Raw genomic sequence first — 15972 nt, 5'->3', positions numbered from 1 at the left:
TATGGGTTCACTACTTGGACAACAAAATAAACAGTACGAATTTTTAGGAAGACTGGATGCTCAACTGTATGAATATTCTGACATCGAAGAATCGGCACCAACGATTACTCGAATCAGGGATACATCAACAGACACTTCATCCGGCAGCACTACGGAAACCACCTCAGAGCCTATCCGGTACCGGGAACCAACCCGCGAATCTGATCCAACACGTACCGCCACTGTTTCAAGAGATTATGACCCAATTTTAACTGTCAACGATCCAGAACCCGATCCATCCGATGGTTCCCGGTCAAGTTCGGGGACAAGTGAGTCTACCGGCAATGGTTCTTCCAATTCATCTTCATCCGGGGGGCAAACGAATGTAAAAGCCATTGGCCAAAATGTGATGGACAAAATGAATAATGATCTAATCCCATACTTAAAAAGCATTCCACCTACCTACTATGTTGTGGGCAGTGGCGTAGTGTTAGCCATAATTCTGTTGAGACGATGAGAACGCTCTATTTCAAATATCCGATGATGAGCGGCGATGATGTACGGCAGGTTCAACGAATCCTCGGGGTCGATGTTGATGGCCTGTTTGGTCCAAAAACCGAACTGGCCGTTCGCGACTTCCAGGCTGAAATGGGGCTGGCAATAGATGGAGTTGTGGGGCCAAAAACCTGGCAGGCAATCCAGGAATATTCAGGAGAAGAGATCGCAACTGTACCGGAAGAGAATAACACCGGGAAACCTGTAAACATACCGTCTGCGGTAAATATGCTTTGGATTGCGGGCGGTCTTGTAACCTTAATTGGAGTGGCAATAGCTGTAAAGAAACAAAAATGATAACCTCGAACATATATTACCCCCGTTCAATGAATACTGAAGTAACAGCCATCATTGCAACACTTATCGGCGGAATTATAGGTAGTATTTTAAGCTACTTTGCCACAAAAACCGAAACCGGTTCAGATGAGCGAACAGCCTTCCAGGAGAGCATACTCAAACGGATCGACTCCCTGGAAACCAAACAATCAAAACTGGAGGAGCAGATATCCGCATGGCGTGCCCGGTATTGGGCGCTCTACTCCTGGCTCGCTCAAATTTCCCGTGAAAAGCTGGATATCGAACCTCCGGAATTTCATACAAAGGGTGTAGATGAACTCGAAGAGTGTTTGCGTGAATCTATCGAAACTCATACACGTTCACGGTCATGAATTTAGCAAAGTATGGTGCACCAAGCTTTGATATCCGGGAGCTGGTACCACCTGAACTCTACAAAAAGCGTGGAAATGCATCCGTTTGGCATATCAATCCGGTTATGCTCAAACTGCTGCAATTCACAAAAGAATTTCTGTCGTGCCATTACGGTGAGGAGGTCTCCATTATCATAAATGATTGGCTCTGGGGAGGCGATTTTACCGAAAGCGGTTTTCGATTCCCGGATACAAAACTGGGAAGTGAATTGAGCTTCCATAAAGGTGGGCTATGCAGTGCCGCCGATGTAAAGTGTAGGCTGAAAGCCTCAAACAAATGGATTCCGGCAGACGATGTTCGCTCCTTCATTTTTGATCACGAAAAAGAGTTCATGGCCGCCGGATTGACCACGCTGGAAGCTAAGGAGTATACGCCAACCTGGGTACACATGGATTGCCGCTTTACCGGCCTGGGTCACATTTTGATCGTACGGCCGCGGACAGTTGGGGAAACTGAAACCTAAAATAAATCTGAACAGCCATGAAATTTATCAAACGCCTTACAAAACGAATCAGTTTGCCCACACCTCCAATCGGAAAAGCACTCCGTGCCATTGGTACAGCTATCGGGATCGGTTCCGGTACACTTCTTGGAACCGGTGAAATGACCTATGCCATTATGGTCGCCGCAACCGTCCTGGTATTCTGGATCTCTGGGGATTTGCAAGTTGCGAAGGAGTTTAAAGAGATTATCAAACAGCAGAAAGATTAAAATCTCAAAAAATTCTGTAAGGAATTTACAAATCCTGTTTCTTAAAAATACATTATGATTCACATGTAAGACTGGTAGATTACATGTTTCATACCCCCTAAGGCCGGTTCTCCCCTTTGTTAACCGGCCTATTTTATTTCAATAATTAGGTAACAGTTCATCTACTTTAAATAAAAAGGAATAGCGACTATCCATCGCCACGCCTTAATCAAGAGAGAATCAATAAATAGTAGACATATTTAGTTTTTTAGTTCGTATCTACTTGGTAGACTTGCGTTTAACTCAATATTTACCAGACCATCTGTTTGAGTTTCATTTATATCTCGTATTGAAGCTGAAATAGTCTCAACATCCTCACTTAAAGAACGTACTTTCAAAAATGCTTCAAAAGTCATCCCAGGATCAATGTTAATAAATTGTCTTTTCTCCCAAGGTGTATTTAAAGTATCAACAATAATTTCATTTGTTATATCTCTATAAGTTATCTCAACCTTTTGATCAGATCCATCAACTGAATATAGAGTTGGAGCACCATTTGCATAAGCAATAGTAATCGCGCCATCAGTGGGGTTCATAAACCTATTACTTAATGATACATTTAAATTTTTGCCAAACTGCATTTCTGCTACACTATAAAAATCGTGTATATCACTAATAATAAACGATACCAGCTCCTCTTCTTCATTACTAAGTGATTCAATAGAAAAGAGTGCATGAAACTCTTCATCCGGTTCCAACGTCAACGAGCCAAAAGTCTTTTTCCAAGGCACATTTGTTGTATCTGAAATAACATTGTTGTTGAAATCACGATAAGTAACAACAATTTCTTGATCTGAACCTTCAACGGCGTACCCAATATTTGAAAAAGTTTTAGGCTCCAACACCTCAGCATTATCACTACAACTAATTAAAGATATAAATGTTAAAAAAATTGCGAACGCAGTGATAAAAAAACGCATATAAATAAACACTTTTAGGTTTCAATTTCTGCATTTAAAAATAAGTAGATTAGCTCATTTCACTAATCTATTCTATTCAAAATATAAATTTCTGTAAGGGTTTTATAAATCCTGTTCCATATAATTAGTTCAGAATAGGTTCATGTATTTTGAGCAGAATACATGAACCTATTCCCCTTTGATAAAGCCGGTTGCGGAAGCGACCGGTTTTTTTGTTTTAAATATGCATTTCCATTTCATTCAAACAAAAAATGAGTAACAACTATCAATCCCCCTTAATCAAGAGAAATTCAATTTATTTCTGTAAGGAATTTAAAAACCCTGTTCCTTATGAATATATTATAGTTCACATGTAAGACAGGTAGATTACATGATTCATACCCCCAAAGGCCGGTTCTTACCAACCGGCTTTTTTGTTTACATTTTGAGACTCTTACATATATGCACTAATTCATTGTAATGCATCCATTTTGGGTAATTGAAAATATTAACACATTGTCGGCGACTATCTTAATCATTAATTAAATTATCTATGTTATAAGCTTCCCTATTTTCGGAAAATTGTTACTTGATTTGTTTTGATAATTCTCCAATGAGATTCGATTAGATCTATTTTTACTTTGAATATATCCTTCAATTTAGGCCATCTCTAGGTATTTGTTAAAAAGAAAGGAATAGAATATTCTTGTAAAACTTAATTAATTCCTCAATTCTCTAAACTTCCAAGTTTATACCTATCGATACTTTAGTAGCTTTTTTACAACTATATTTAATAGAAAACCAAAAAATTTTACTATGAAGAAGATTGAATTTTTAAAGCAAAGTGTTAACCAAATTAGAAAAAGCATTCGTGATATTGACGATAGTTATAACCACGAATGGGATATAATAGCTGAACTATGTCAAAATTCCATTGACGCAATTAAAGAAGCAAACCCATCCAGTCCAGAAATCTTTATTCGAATTGATGCTTTAAATAAAACTATTGTTATTAGGGATAATGGAATCGGTATTGACTCGGATAAGCTCCCAAAATTATTGGCTCCTTTTTCAACAAATAAGGATCTAAATGAAGAATTAATTGGTGAAAAAGGAGTTGGTTTAACATTTGTGATATTTTCCTGTAACAACTTCAGGATAAAAACTACATATGATGGAGTTACTTCCGTTGGAAGCATTATTGATGCATTTAACTGGAAATCTAGAACTGATGAAGAGTTGCTAAAGCTAGAATTTGATCAAATTGATGAAGACTTTACTGGAACTGAAATTATATTACGTCAAGTAAAAAGTTCTCCCATATTTGATTTAAACTTTGCCCAATTACAGTATGTTTTAAGGACAAAAACTGCACTAGGAAATACTAAAACACTTTGGAATGACGGTGAATCACTATCAATTAACTTGGAACATGTTGACATCAATGGTATTGAAAATTCAACTAAGCTACCTTACAAATATTGGGCACCCACTGATGGTTTAGATAAAAACACTAAAATTTCACTTGAAGAATACAAAGAATACGCAAATCAAGCTCATAGAGATGATAACGATAAACGGCGAAAACTAAGAGACAAGATTATATACGACATTGGCCGTTTCGATCATAAGGGAAGGGTTATTAATTATTACGCCTGCCTTGTACCAAAACGAAGTGTTTGGAATTTTCTTTCCATTCACAATCATCTAGCGTTAGAAGAAAATTTTGAAGATGATGAGTGGATGGAAAAATTTTACTATTCTGTTTTTCAAAATGGGATTTATACATCAGTCAAAGGTATGCCAACTGGAGTTTCTGTAGATCATCCAATTACTGGTGCACAGGGTTCTTGGGCTCAAATATTTATAATTTTTGAAGACAGACAACTAACTTTTGATATCGGAAGAAAATCTATACATGGTGCACAAGCAAGAATCTATAGAAAATATTCCAAAAGCATATTTTCTGAATTTAGAAAGTTAGCTAAGTACATTTCTGGAGACATAATTGTTGAAACTGATTGGGACAAAGAAGAAACCTTCGCCGATATCGAAGATATGTTGGATCTAAACTCTGAAAATACACGTTTCCAGAAAACTCCTAGACATCAAGAAGCTAGCGTTGCTGCAATATTCTATGAGTTAATAGGTAGAGAAATTATCACTGAAATTACTCCACTTGTAAGCGGTTATAGAAATAAATATGATTTATATGCAAAATGGGGTAAGAAAAAGGTTGTTATTGAATTCAAATCAAAGCTAAGAAATGTCCTCAAAGATTTTAGTGATGAACAGAAAATGTTTAATGAAATTGATGTAATTGTTTGTTATGACGTCAACGAAGAAGATATACAAGCTATGAAGAACAGAAATCTTGATGTTGAAAAAATTAACAAGAGCGTTTTAGGTGGTAATAAAATATTTCCAAATTCAACTCATCAAATTATACTATCTGGATTAATACCACCCATTTTTGTCATTGACATTAAATCGATGCTATAAAAATTCACCGAAATTTATAGCCTGCAAAGAATATTTAATCAATAAAGTCTAATAATTCATGAATTCTGGACTCATTATACTCTCCGTAATTCGTTGAACCAGTCTTAAATCTTTGTTGATTAAATTTCTTTCTAATTTTGGTATTAGTAGAAGATTGTACTTTCTTGACATTTTTTTCATTTCGAAATTGTGCTTCTCTGTATAAATGCCATTGTTTCAATAAGCGATCATATTCATCATTTTCAAAATTTAAATACAACACATCTTCGTTTAACTTTCTCAGCTTTTTTTTAAAATCAGGTTTTGCTATATCATTTATAATTGAAATGAGCTCTTGCATGGTATTTTCTTCACCTGATAAATAATCCCATAAAGCTGGTCCTAATAACACCTCTTCTCTATCTAAATACTTATTACCATCAATTACATGATTTAAAAATCTTTGCACATCGTAATCATAATCTGACTCACCTGTTGGATCAAAAGGAAATCCAAAATAAAACTTAATATCTTTGTCTTTATAAAGCTTACAAAGTGATGCTTTTCCTTCTAGTATTTTCCTTTTTTCACCTCTTATCTCTCCAGCGTTAGGTTTCACAGATTTCAATTCTATACATACAACCTTGTTATCTATTTGATAAAAAACATCAGCTGTGAAATCAACGGGTTTACCATCACTATTTTGGTACTTCTGAAATATCAAATCATTCTCATCAACTAAAGAAGGTGTTTTTTCTTTGTTTTTTAAATCAGTAATAATATCTGAAATAGTCTCAGTCTGATACTTTGAAATAGGCAATCTATCATCACCTGTAAATGACCTTTTTTCACCGTCAGATAAAATATGTGCAACCTTTTCAAAAAATGATTGTCCTAAAGTTGTATTTAAACCATGCAACCAGCTGCTTAAAGAAATAAAATATGGAGTACCTTTCTCTAGTTCCTTAAAATTATCTTTAAATGCATTTAAGAAAGCTTTATGAAAAGGTGCATTCCTATTTGAATCTGAATTCTCAGGAAAAGAGTCAAACCTACCTGCAAGAGTTCGAATTACCTCAATAGCAATCTTTTCTTTTTTTACGTTATCCATAGATATTTTTTTAAAAACCTTCTCTTAATTGAGACTTTTTAGATGAAAAATTATTTCAGCATAAGCTGATCGGTTTTTTTCAACTCGATTCAATACAGGTCTTTTATATTGATTAACAATTTTCATGCCGGCCTTTTCAGCAATTTCAGGATAGAGATTGTTCTTATCATTTGCCACTAAGAATATATCGTAGTCCTCTTTAAGATATTTCTTACAATTATTTAAAACAGCAGCAATACCCTCCACATACGAATCTCTTGCCTCTTGTCCTTTACCTTTGTAGAGAGGACCAATTTCTAATTCATCCTTTCTTTCAAATCCAAAAAGATCGTATGCATATGCGTGTTGTTCATGATAATCTATCAAACCGACGTAAGGTGGGCTTGAAAATATACCATCAATTTTTTTTTCTTTTACGATTTTTGCTAAATCTGGACTTTTCTCACTCAGGGAAGTAACAATATTTATCGTTCTACTGTCACCTGTTAAACATTTTTGTAATGTATCAGTCCTCAAATCATCAAATTGCGATAGACGCTTTACTGTATCTTTAGAATATCTTTTCCACCAACTTAAAATTGAAAAAAGTGGTTTACAGATTTTACCGTGCTTCTTGCAATAGTACGTAGTAAGCTGAGGCTTCTTCAAGGTACCCAAATCTGAATGAGTAGTAGCTCTACAGGATCGAATTGTACGGCTTAATACTATACTGAGTATCTCTTTGGTTCTTGGATTTTCAACCTCTTTTAATTTTTGAAATACAAACTCAATCTCATCTCTTACAACTTGGAGGTACCATTTATCAAGAAACCCCTGGTTATCCTTTTGTAACAATTGAATATCATACTCTTCAATGAGCTTATGATAAATTGGTAAAAATTGCTTCTCTTTTTCCTTTCCATATTTCTTTTCATCAATTTCTCCATTTCTGGCTTTTCTCTTGAATTCAGGAGAAGGAAAGTGTTGATCGTTAAAACTCTTGAGTTCATCTAAAAGCTTGCTTTCAAACTCAATATTATTTCTATCTGATAAAAACTCTTTTAAATCTTGAGTAATCCTGTCAGCTGTTTTTTTAATATCAATTAGATCATATTTGCTAACTTTTGAATTACTTATAAGAGCATTAAATAAGGAAACATCAATTCCTACAGCATGCATTCCTAATTCATTTGCTTGAACCAAAGTTGTGCCTGAGCCACAAAAAGGATCTAATATTACATCACCTGGTTTAAAAAAAACATCCTTTTTAAACTTATCTGTATGGTCATCTATAAAATACTCCACAAGCTGTGGTATAAATTTCCCTTTATAGGGATGTAAACGATGAACATGTTTTGTCGTTTCTGATTCTTTGTATTCTGAAAACGATAAAGCCCAGTTTAAGTCATCGCCTAATTTTTTCTTCCATTCTTTCTCTTTTAAATCGCCATTTTCCTTGTAATACTTTTTTAAATCTTCTTTAGAAACTAATGTATTCCCGTTGTCTCCAACTTTAGGGACGCGACCATACTGGATTAAGTATGAAATATTGGAAGTAGTAACGTCCTTCTCCAAAAATTTTGAAGCCCATTTACTAGCTTCTTTGATAGTTAGTAGTTCTGACATAATTTAAAAATTTAGATTACCTTGCTTAATATTTTTACTTTTTAAATACTCAATTTTTTCTTCAGCTACTTTTAAAACTTCTTCTGTATTTTCTTCTTCGAATAATTCGTTTGCAATTTTGTCACTTAAAAATGACACTAATAATTCGTCTGAGTCAATTTCAAACAATTCAGCGAGCTTAAGTACCATAACTTTATTTGCTGATCGTTCATTTCTCTCAATCTTGCTCAACGTTGATGGATCAATATCTAGAACAGCCGCTACTTTCCTTATAGGTAAGTTTCTCTGTTTTCTCATCTCCCTAATGACGGCGCCGAATGTTGATTTAAATTTCATGACAAAATTTTCAGGACAATTTGTGTCAAAGTAATACAGGTGAAAGTTATTCCAAAATTATTTTTATAGAGAATCCATCTTTTCCTTCAACCTCTTCGCCGTTAAATGCGTGTATTTTTCCGTTACACGCTGTGAAGAGTGCCCGGCCATATAACCGGCCTCTGCTGTGTGAAATCCCTTCTCTATCCATGTGGTAACAGCCTGGTGCCTCATTCCGTGAATGGTTCTGGAGCTTGGTAAATCAGCGTCATCCAAAAAGTCCTTAAAGAGTTTATAAGCACGTTCACCGGTTACCGGCCGTCCGGCATGTGCCCCGCCGAGATAGACAAATACGTACTCTTTGCGCTTTACTTTTCCCCGGAGTTTCAAATACTCTTCCAGGCTCTCTTTCAACTCCTGGATGATTGGGATCTGTCGCTCCTTCCTGCCCTTGGTTGGCGGTAGATAAATATAGCTCAACTCTCCATTCTCATAAATCAGATTCTCCCCTTTCAGTCCGGAGTATTCCAGGTTGGGATCATAAGCCGCTTCATTCCGGCGGAGTCCGGCATAAAAATAGACCATCATCAACGGTTTGAACCAGTGCTGCGCTTTCATAAAGCAGAAATCATCACGTTTCGAAACCTTTTCATAGTGTTTGTCATACGCTTTAAAGAGTTTCTGCAGCTCTTCTACTGAAATCATCTTAGGCCGGGTATTCTCCCGCTTCTCGGGCATATCGGGCCGGATTTGCTCAAACAGATTCTCGTCAACAAATTTCTTCCTCAGCATCCAGTTCCACCACGCTCGGAAGTGTCTGAAATAGTAGTGCCGGGTATTTGTCTTAATTCCCGGCTTAAAAATGATCTCCTCAAAATGTCTTGCTGTGATATCGAGAGGATCTGCTTTAACAAGATTGTTGTGATCAATAAAATGATCGATAGCCCATTGATACGCTTCCTTCGTAGCCTTCGATTTGTGTTCCTTGGTTGCAAGAAACCGGTCGGCAGCTTCCCGAACGGTTTTGCAACTTACATGGTGTGGCTTCTCAAGCTTCTTAAGTTCTCTGATTGGATCAAAACTTCGCGCTAATGGATCGATCTTTCCTAATGATTCAAGTTTATTAAGTTCTCGAATCATTTTTTCTGCAACATCTTTGTGACGTGTTTTCAGAGATTTTTGCACTGAAAAACTTTTGCCATTTTCTGATTTATGCCATTTAGCATAGTAGATTTTTCCGCGTTTTTTTAAGTAAGCCATAATGCTCCTCCATAATGATTAAAAAATGAAGGGTACATATACCTGATTGTTGGCCCCCAAAGTGACCCCCAAACTGACCCCCAGAATCAGAAATTGACCCCCAAAGTGACCCCCAAAGTGACCCCCAAAGTTGGGAATTGAAGGGAAGAGATTTGCGAATTTTGTTCCCCTCTGTTCCCTTACAAAATGTAAGAAAACGTACAAAAAAAGGCCGTAGATGCGTTTTTTTAACACATCTACGGCCATATTTTTAGTTGTACACCCGAGAGGATTCGAACCTCTAACCGCCTGATTCGTAGTCAGGTACTCTATCCAGTTGAGCTACGGGTGCATTTCAGTAAAAAATCTGTCTTACGACTTTAAAATCGTATTTATAACAGACCCCAAATATAGGGAGCTTTGCCCGTAAGTTTCAACCAATTTTGTAAAGTTTATCTGCCCCTCATTTCTGAACAGGAAACATCAATTCCATAATTATCGTTAAATTACCAAGAGTTACAATATATAAATAACTCGCATGCAGGAACTTCACGATATATCACTTTCACTTTTGGTTGCTCTATCCATTGGCCTTCTGATTGGTATCGAGCGGGGCTGGAGTGAGCGCAAAGAGGAAGAAGGGGATCGAATGGCCGGTATCCGCACTTTCTCAGTTGTGGGGCTCTTAGGTGGTGTCTGGGGATTACTGGCTCTTGAAATTCACGAATGGGTAATGGCCGCAGCTTTTCTGGCTGTAACGGCAATGATTATTGCAGCTCACATCATGGATGTGAAAAGAGATGAGGATGTCGGAGCCACTACGGCATTTACCCTCATGCTTGTTTTTGCACTGTCTGCCTGGTCCGTGTTTGGGTATGAGCTACCCGCACTGGGCGCTACGGTTGTCGTTACGGCACTATTAGGATATAAACCCACACTCCACCGGTGGCTGCGAAATATCAACCGCAAGGAAATCTACGCATGGACCAAGCTGTTGGTGATCTCCGTTGTGCTTCTACCGTTGCTGCCAAATGAAGGATATGGACCCTGGGAAGCTTTTAATCCCTATTGGGTCTGGTGGATGATCGTCCTCATCAGCGGACTCTCATTTGTGGGTTATGTAGCCATCAAAATAGCCGGTAAAAATCTTGGGACTTTGCTCACATCCTTTGCGGGCGGACTCGCATCTTCTACGGCTGTCACCATCAGTCTGGCACAATTTGCCAAGAAGAGTAAAACAACGTTTATCTTTATGGCCGGAGTGCTGCTGGCTTCTTCCATTATGTTTATTCGAGTCCTGATTGAGGTCAGCGTGGTTAACTATCAGCTGCTCGATCAACTTTGGCTTCCCATCAGTTTGATGTTTGCCGGACTGATTTTTGCCGGCCTATGGCTTTGGCGGTTTAAAATTCACACGGAAGAATCCTCACCCATCAAGCTCAAAAATCCCTTTCAGCTAAAAACTGCCATACAGTTCGGACTGTTACTGGGAGCTATTCTTGTTCTCTCTGAGGGAATGCAGGAGTGGTTTGGGGATCAGGGTGTCTACGCTCTCTCTGTCATATCCGGACTGATGGATGTAGATGCAATCACTCTATCACTGTCAAAGATGTCGGCTGAAGATTTAAAGGAAGAAGTCGCCGTGATGGGAATTATCCTGGCTTCCATCACAAACACGCTGGTCAAAGGTTTTATCTTCTCATTTTATGTCGGCATCAAAAAAAGTATCACACTTATTTTGCTGCTGATCACTGCCGTTACACCCGGTTTCCTGCTTGCTATGTATATGCTTTGGTTTTGAGTTCTATCGGGTTAGAAAATCATTCAATGAACTAATCAGCAGGTTTAGATTAGCCCTCTCAATAGGATGAGGTGTATCCGGCAGCACCATAAGTTCTCCGTTTGGCAGCTTTTTGCAAACATCCAGACTCTGCCCAATGCCTGCGGTGGCATCCCGGTCGCCGGTGTGTATACGAACCTTATGACTGATTGAGCTCCACTCCGAATCAGAAATGCGTGGGTTCTTCCCCAGATCGAGCAACAGATCTTTTGTCTTCGCTGCAACATTCTCCCATCCGGCCGGGTGACGATTTTCCAGCTCTGCCGCAAATGCAGGGACCTTCTCCCTGATTTTATCCGGATTCAGAAATTTCACTTCCCGCTCTGCCACTTCAGAACTCCACTTCAAAACCGTACCCAATGTTGCAACCTTTCCAACTTTCCCGGGATGATCTTTTGCCAGCATCATGGCCACATACCCACCCATGCTGTACCCGAAAAAATCTGCTTTTTCTATTGCATGTTGATCCATAAAATCGATCACATTCTCCACAAAATGCTCCATGCGGAAAGGGCGATCCGGTGTGGATTCGCTGCCGTGACCTTCAAAGTTCATCAGATGAATCGATTGTTCAAGGTCAAGACGTTCAGCAATGGGTTTCAGTTGATCGGATGTTCCAAGGGCTCCGTGCAGTAAAATGATTGAGTTCATTGTTCTCTTCTGGATTGATATTTGATTTGCGCTAAGGTTAGCCAAAAAAGAAGAGAATTTGAAGTGACTTAATTTCAATCAATGCTGACAGAAAAGTTTGCGGATCATATTTGCCAGTTCAAAATATAAAAGCAATGTAATTCAATTGCTTACAAGGCTTTCATGTAAGGAAGGAATCAAAATAAAAGTTTTGCTTGCCGGATTTTTTAATATTCTATCTGAAAATTTCCGCTGATGTCCTTACCTATACTTATCATCCAGGTTCCCATGCCTTTCAATCAGCATCTCATGCATCAGTACGGCGTGAGGCAGGTATTTTGTTGTGAGACGCTCGTCAGTGTTGTGATGTCCTCTGCTTGCATTTATACCCCACAATATCCCCTCATGGTTGAATAGAGATCCCGCAATATCAGCGTAGAAGCGGGAGTCGGTGGCTCCGGACATAAAAACAGGAACAACACGCAAAGGCCCGTGAACCTCACGGAGTACATTTTCCAGTTCAAGAAAAGCAGGGCTGTCACTGGAGGTTGGTGAACTTGCCGGGAAAGTAGGATCTATTAACTCAACATTCACTTCATAAGGTTCAGTAATTTTCCGGATATGATCTAAAACGTCTTCAGGAGCGTCCCGGAAGTGCAAGCGTGCACTGATTAAGGCCGTAGCTTGTTGTGGCAACACATTTACCTTGAAACCTCCCTCAATAACTGTAGGCGCTATAGTAGTGCGTATTTGTCCGCGGGTGCCCGGACTGGATTCCAAAATGTGCTCGGCAACAGGCTCAAACAGCCAGAGATTTGCTGCCATAATCCGGTGGTGCAGCTTTCCACCGGCTGCTTTACGAATCAAACCCTCTCTCGCAACTCCTTCAATACCACCGGGCATAGGTGACTCTGCAACGGCTGCCAATGCTGTAGTCAGTTGCGTAATGGCTGTTTTCTCCACACCTGAAGCGCTGTGTCCACCTTCAGCCTTCGCCATCAATTTCAGTGTTGCATGGCCCTGATGGCTGACACCAACGCTGGCCTGGGGCGGATCTACTCGGCCCGACCAATCTGGTCCCAATCCGCCACCCTCATCAAGAAGCCAAGCGAAGTGAACACCGCGACTTTTCAAAAGCCGAGCCATTGCGGCGGCTCCGTTTTCCCCACCGGTCTCCTCATCGTGGCCAAAAAGAAGGTAGACATCACAAGCCGGGTTGAAACCGCGTGTGGCCATCCGCTCCACCGCTTCCATCGCCGCGATCAAGTTGTCCTTGGTATCAATTGCACCTCGCCCCCAAACAAAACCATCCGCTACTACACCTTCGAAAGGAGGATAAGTCCATTCTCCCTCAGTCTCTTCTTCAACCGGCACCACATCAAGATGGCTTACAAATCCAATTGCAGGACATTCCGTTTGTCCGGGCCATCGATAGAGAAGGGACAGTTCATTGACAACCTCCCGTTCCATAACCTGATGCGCGGTCGTATAGGTTTCTTCCAACCAGGTATGCAGCCGAAGAAAAGCGGAAGAATCTGCGGGACCGGTATCATATATCACTGTTGGAAAACTCACTGCCTCACCAATCCTACGGGCAGTAAGCCGCTCGTTGATTGATTGCAGGCGTTCGGCAATGTCAGGCTTAACGTCTTCACCTGCAATTCCTGTAGGAAACATAGCAGTGCGAATCACAACGATAACTGCTATGAGGATAAGCAAACCCATTATAATGGTAAGCGAAATTAGATGGCTTCTCTTTTTCATATAGTCCATCCCATAGTATGTTTAAGAATAAAGTGACATAACGGCCAGGTGCTTTACCCCGATAGTTTTTGAAAGAAATGCCTTCGCGGGACTGAACAATGAATAAAAGGTGAAAAATCTGAAATAAGCAACTCTGTAAAGAGAATTAACCCTACAAGTCTTTCCTGCTTAAGCCAGTAATGATTTAGGTTTGATGAGAATGAGTTTTACCTAATTGATCCCTGCTCATATTTAGTAGGCAGTTCAAATAAAAGATTTGTTTGCAGGGTAAAATTCAATATCTCTAAATTACATTAAACGCAGCCTCCATTAAACGGCGTTGAACCAATGGAATTCCAATATTGGTAGCTATCTCTTCCCATTTCGATACTCTCTCTTGTACTTCCTCAATAATAGTATCCATTTCTTTTTTATTGAGGTTAAAGTATACCCCTACAGATTTAGCAATATCATAGTCCAAGGTATTCAATTCTAAATCTATGTTTAAAGCAAGTCCGGCTTTGTCTATTGACGGATTCATATCATAAGCAGGAGATAATCGCCACCCTTCATCTGTAATAATGAAACCGTGATTTCTCAAATGGTCATCTGTGTTTGAAATGGCAATGTTAAAGACAATTCTACGCCACAATTCGTGAAGATCATCATCGGGAGAAGCCCCATTGAATTGAATAAACTCAGCCAGCTCCAAATAACTTGGGGTTTGATCTCTGATCCCACTTTCAAAATGACCTGTCATCGTCATTGCGGAAGCAAAATGAACTCGTTCGTCACCAGTCCGGTCGAATCGTTTTGAGAAAAAAGTGTGATACTTCCCGGTAATTTGTTCAACCTTGGCTTCAGGAACCGTTATACCTGCGGATCTTGCCAGACTCCAAGCAACGTATTCCCATGCACCCATGTCAGTCGTATCCTGACGTGAAGGAAATTTAGCAATCCACAGTTCTCCGTTTTCATCTAATACGGATGATTTGGGGCGGGCTCCACCTAAAGAAGATCCCGGAGCGAGTAATATTTTCAACCATTTGCGGACGACTTCTGAATCTTCATCCGATTCTACAAGATCAGCACCTACCTGCAACTCTCGAATATCTGTAATGGGAGGAATTGACTTCTCTTCATTATTATCAAGAAATGGACCGTCCTCCTGCAATTTAAAACGTAGACCACCCATCCGAGCCGGATCATACACTCCCAACAAGTAATCAATGTCTGTTAATCTGCGGGCTTGTTCGCCCTCCGGTTTCAGCAGGGCCTCTCGCTTTTTCATGAGTGTTCGGCCCCAGGTATCAGGCATGGAATCAAGAAACATTCCAAAGTTGGGTTTGTCATCTTTAGAATATTGAGGACCGGTAAACCACTCTAGATCGGGGTCTACCAGCAACTGAGACCGTGTATTCAGCCACTCTTCATCATAAGCAAAACTCCAAGCTAAATGACCTCGTGCTTCCTGCGCAGAAAGTATGCCCATTTTCACAGGGTTTGACATACCTTGCCAATGCGCATATACGATAATATCTGTTTTTTTCGAATCCATATTTACAGATCCATGTCTTGCAGTTTCCGGCCAAACTCATCGTCAGCAGCCAGCTTCAGAAAATCTTCATGTAAATTGAGTACTCGCAAAACATTAAAGTACGCCCCAATTGATACAGATGATTTCCCCTTCTCAATATGATACAAGGTGGTACGGTTGATATTAGCTCGTTCTGCAACCTGAGTAGTCGTAAGCTTCCGGCGTTTGCGGGCAAGCTTAATATTTTCACCAAGCTGTTCTAAGATCCTGCGGTGCTGTGGGAATATTTTTTGCTTTTTCGACTTCATAATGTTTATTTATTTCAACAAAAATAATCTTTTTGTTTATAATAAACAACATATTTGTGGTTGTGTGATATTCAGGATCAAAAAGAAATGGTGGAAAGCCTTCCTTTTCAGAGCTTATGCTCCACAAAGGCGATACAGACTTCGACCTTAAACAAAATCTTTCGTTCTGTAAGCCTTCTACAAAACATTAGCTTTTTTCAAGTACGGTCGATCCGTTTTTTATTCTTCCGTTTAAAGAGTGCAGAATGATCTGTTGAGTACAGCTCCAATAA

At 39.4% G+C, this 15972-nt stretch carries 16 protein-coding genes and 1 tRNA gene; 7 read left to right on the top strand and 10 right to left on the bottom strand.

Going from position 1 to position 15972, the window contains the following annotated elements:
- Position 1 precedes the first annotated feature (1 nt).
- Genes CWD77_RS09315 through CWD77_RS09295 form a run of 5 tightly spaced genes read left to right on the top strand, consistent with a single transcriptional unit; the run spans position 2 to position 1953 of the window.
- Positions 2-496, top strand: a complete 495-nt coding sequence (locus CWD77_RS09315) for a hypothetical protein (RefSeq protein WP_101073289.1) — start codon at positions 2-4, stop codon at positions 494-496.
- Positions 493-831: a peptidoglycan-binding domain-containing protein gene (locus tag CWD77_RS09310; RefSeq protein ID WP_101073288.1), complete on the top strand. Its 339-nt coding sequence runs from the start codon at positions 493-495 to the stop codon at positions 829-831. Before CWD77_RS09315 ends, CWD77_RS09310 begins: the two co-directional genes overlap by 4 nt.
- Positions 832-860: 29 nt before the next feature.
- Positions 861-1202 carry a hypothetical protein gene (locus tag CWD77_RS09305; RefSeq protein WP_101073287.1) on the top strand — a complete coding sequence of 114 codons (342 nt, stop codon included), beginning with the start codon at positions 861-863 and terminating at the stop codon, positions 1200-1202.
- Positions 1199-1705, top strand: a complete 507-nt coding sequence (locus CWD77_RS09300; RefSeq protein ID WP_101073286.1) for a hypothetical protein — start codon at positions 1199-1201, stop codon at positions 1703-1705. The genes CWD77_RS09305 and CWD77_RS09300 overlap by 4 nt, the downstream gene beginning before the upstream one ends.
- 17 nt (positions 1706-1722) lie before the next feature.
- A complete protein-coding gene (locus CWD77_RS09295) occupies positions 1723-1953 on the top strand; it encodes a hypothetical protein (protein ID WP_101073285.1) in 231 nt (76 codons plus the stop codon).
- Positions 1954-2192: 239 nt separating this feature from the next.
- Here CWD77_RS09295 and CWD77_RS09290 read toward each other — a convergent pair whose 3' ends face one another.
- A complete protein-coding gene (locus CWD77_RS09290; protein ID WP_101073284.1) occupies positions 2193-2912 on the bottom strand; it encodes a hypothetical protein in 720 nt (239 codons plus the stop codon).
- A gap of 795 nt (positions 2913-3707) precedes the next feature.
- On the opposite strand from CWD77_RS09290, the gene CWD77_RS09285 reads away from it, so the two are divergent.
- On the top strand, positions 3708-5393 hold the full coding sequence (locus tag CWD77_RS09285) for an ATP-binding protein (RefSeq protein WP_101073283.1): 1686 nt from the start codon (positions 3708-3710) through the stop codon (positions 5391-5393).
- Between the two features lie 34 nt (positions 5394-5427).
- Here CWD77_RS09285 and CWD77_RS09280 read toward each other — a convergent pair whose 3' ends face one another.
- The 5 genes from CWD77_RS09280 to CWD77_RS09255 form a co-directional block, all read right to left on the bottom strand.
- Positions 5428-6483 carry a TdeIII family type II restriction endonuclease gene (locus CWD77_RS09280; protein ID WP_101073282.1) on the bottom strand — a complete coding sequence of 352 codons (1056 nt, stop codon included), beginning with the start codon at positions 6481-6483 and terminating at the stop codon, positions 5428-5430.
- A gap of 24 nt (positions 6484-6507) precedes the next feature.
- On the bottom strand, positions 6508-8088 hold the full coding sequence (locus CWD77_RS09275) for a DNA methyltransferase (RefSeq protein ID WP_101073281.1): 1581 nt from the start codon (positions 8086-8088) through the stop codon (positions 6508-6510).
- A 3-nt stretch (positions 8089-8091) separates the two neighbouring features.
- Positions 8092-8424 (bottom strand): helix-turn-helix domain-containing protein, encoded by a 333-nt coding sequence (locus CWD77_RS09270; protein WP_101073280.1) that lies wholly within the window; start codon positions 8422-8424, stop codon positions 8092-8094.
- A 63-nt stretch (positions 8425-8487) separates the two neighbouring features.
- Complete coding sequence (locus CWD77_RS09265) at positions 8488-9663, bottom strand: tyrosine-type recombinase/integrase (protein WP_101073279.1); 1176 nt, start codon at positions 9661-9663, stop codon at positions 8488-8490.
- A gap of 257 nt (positions 9664-9920) precedes the next feature.
- Positions 9921-9994, bottom strand: a tRNA-Arg gene (locus CWD77_RS09255).
- Positions 9995-10180: 186 nt separating this feature from the next.
- Here CWD77_RS09255 and CWD77_RS09250 point away from each other — a divergent pair.
- Positions 10181-11443, top strand: a complete 1263-nt coding sequence (locus tag CWD77_RS09250; RefSeq protein WP_101073277.1) for an MgtC/SapB family protein — start codon at positions 10181-10183, stop codon at positions 11441-11443.
- Between the two features lie 3 nt (positions 11444-11446).
- Here the strand turns inward: CWD77_RS09250 and CWD77_RS09245 are convergent, their stop codons facing one another.
- The 4 genes from CWD77_RS09245 to CWD77_RS09230 all read right to left on the bottom strand — a co-directional run bounded on the left by CWD77_RS09245 (position 11447) and on the right by CWD77_RS09230 (position 15700).
- Positions 11447-12133, bottom strand: coding sequence for an alpha/beta fold hydrolase (locus CWD77_RS09245; protein WP_101073276.1), 687 nt, complete (start codon positions 12131-12133; stop codon positions 11447-11449).
- A 240-nt stretch (positions 12134-12373) separates the two neighbouring features.
- Positions 12374-13885: a M20/M25/M40 family metallo-hydrolase gene (locus CWD77_RS09240; protein ID WP_101073275.1), complete on the bottom strand. Its 1512-nt coding sequence runs from the start codon at positions 13883-13885 to the stop codon at positions 12374-12376.
- Between the two features lie 274 nt (positions 13886-14159).
- Positions 14160-15413 (bottom strand): type II toxin-antitoxin system HipA family toxin, encoded by a 1254-nt coding sequence (locus tag CWD77_RS09235; RefSeq protein ID WP_101073274.1) that lies wholly within the window; start codon positions 15411-15413, stop codon positions 14160-14162.
- A gap of 2 nt (positions 15414-15415) precedes the next feature.
- Positions 15416-15700, bottom strand: a complete 285-nt coding sequence (locus CWD77_RS09230) for a helix-turn-helix domain-containing protein (RefSeq protein WP_101073273.1) — start codon at positions 15698-15700, stop codon at positions 15416-15418.
- Positions 15701-15972: the final 272 nt, after the last annotated feature.

The sequence above is a fragment of the Rhodohalobacter barkolensis genome (assembly GCF_002834295.1).
Classification (GTDB): Bacteria; Bacteroidota; Rhodothermia; order Balneolales; family Balneolaceae; genus Rhodohalobacter; species Rhodohalobacter barkolensis.
The sequence above is the reverse complement of the archived record's forward strand: the minus strand, read 5'-3'. Positions and strand labels throughout refer to the sequence as shown.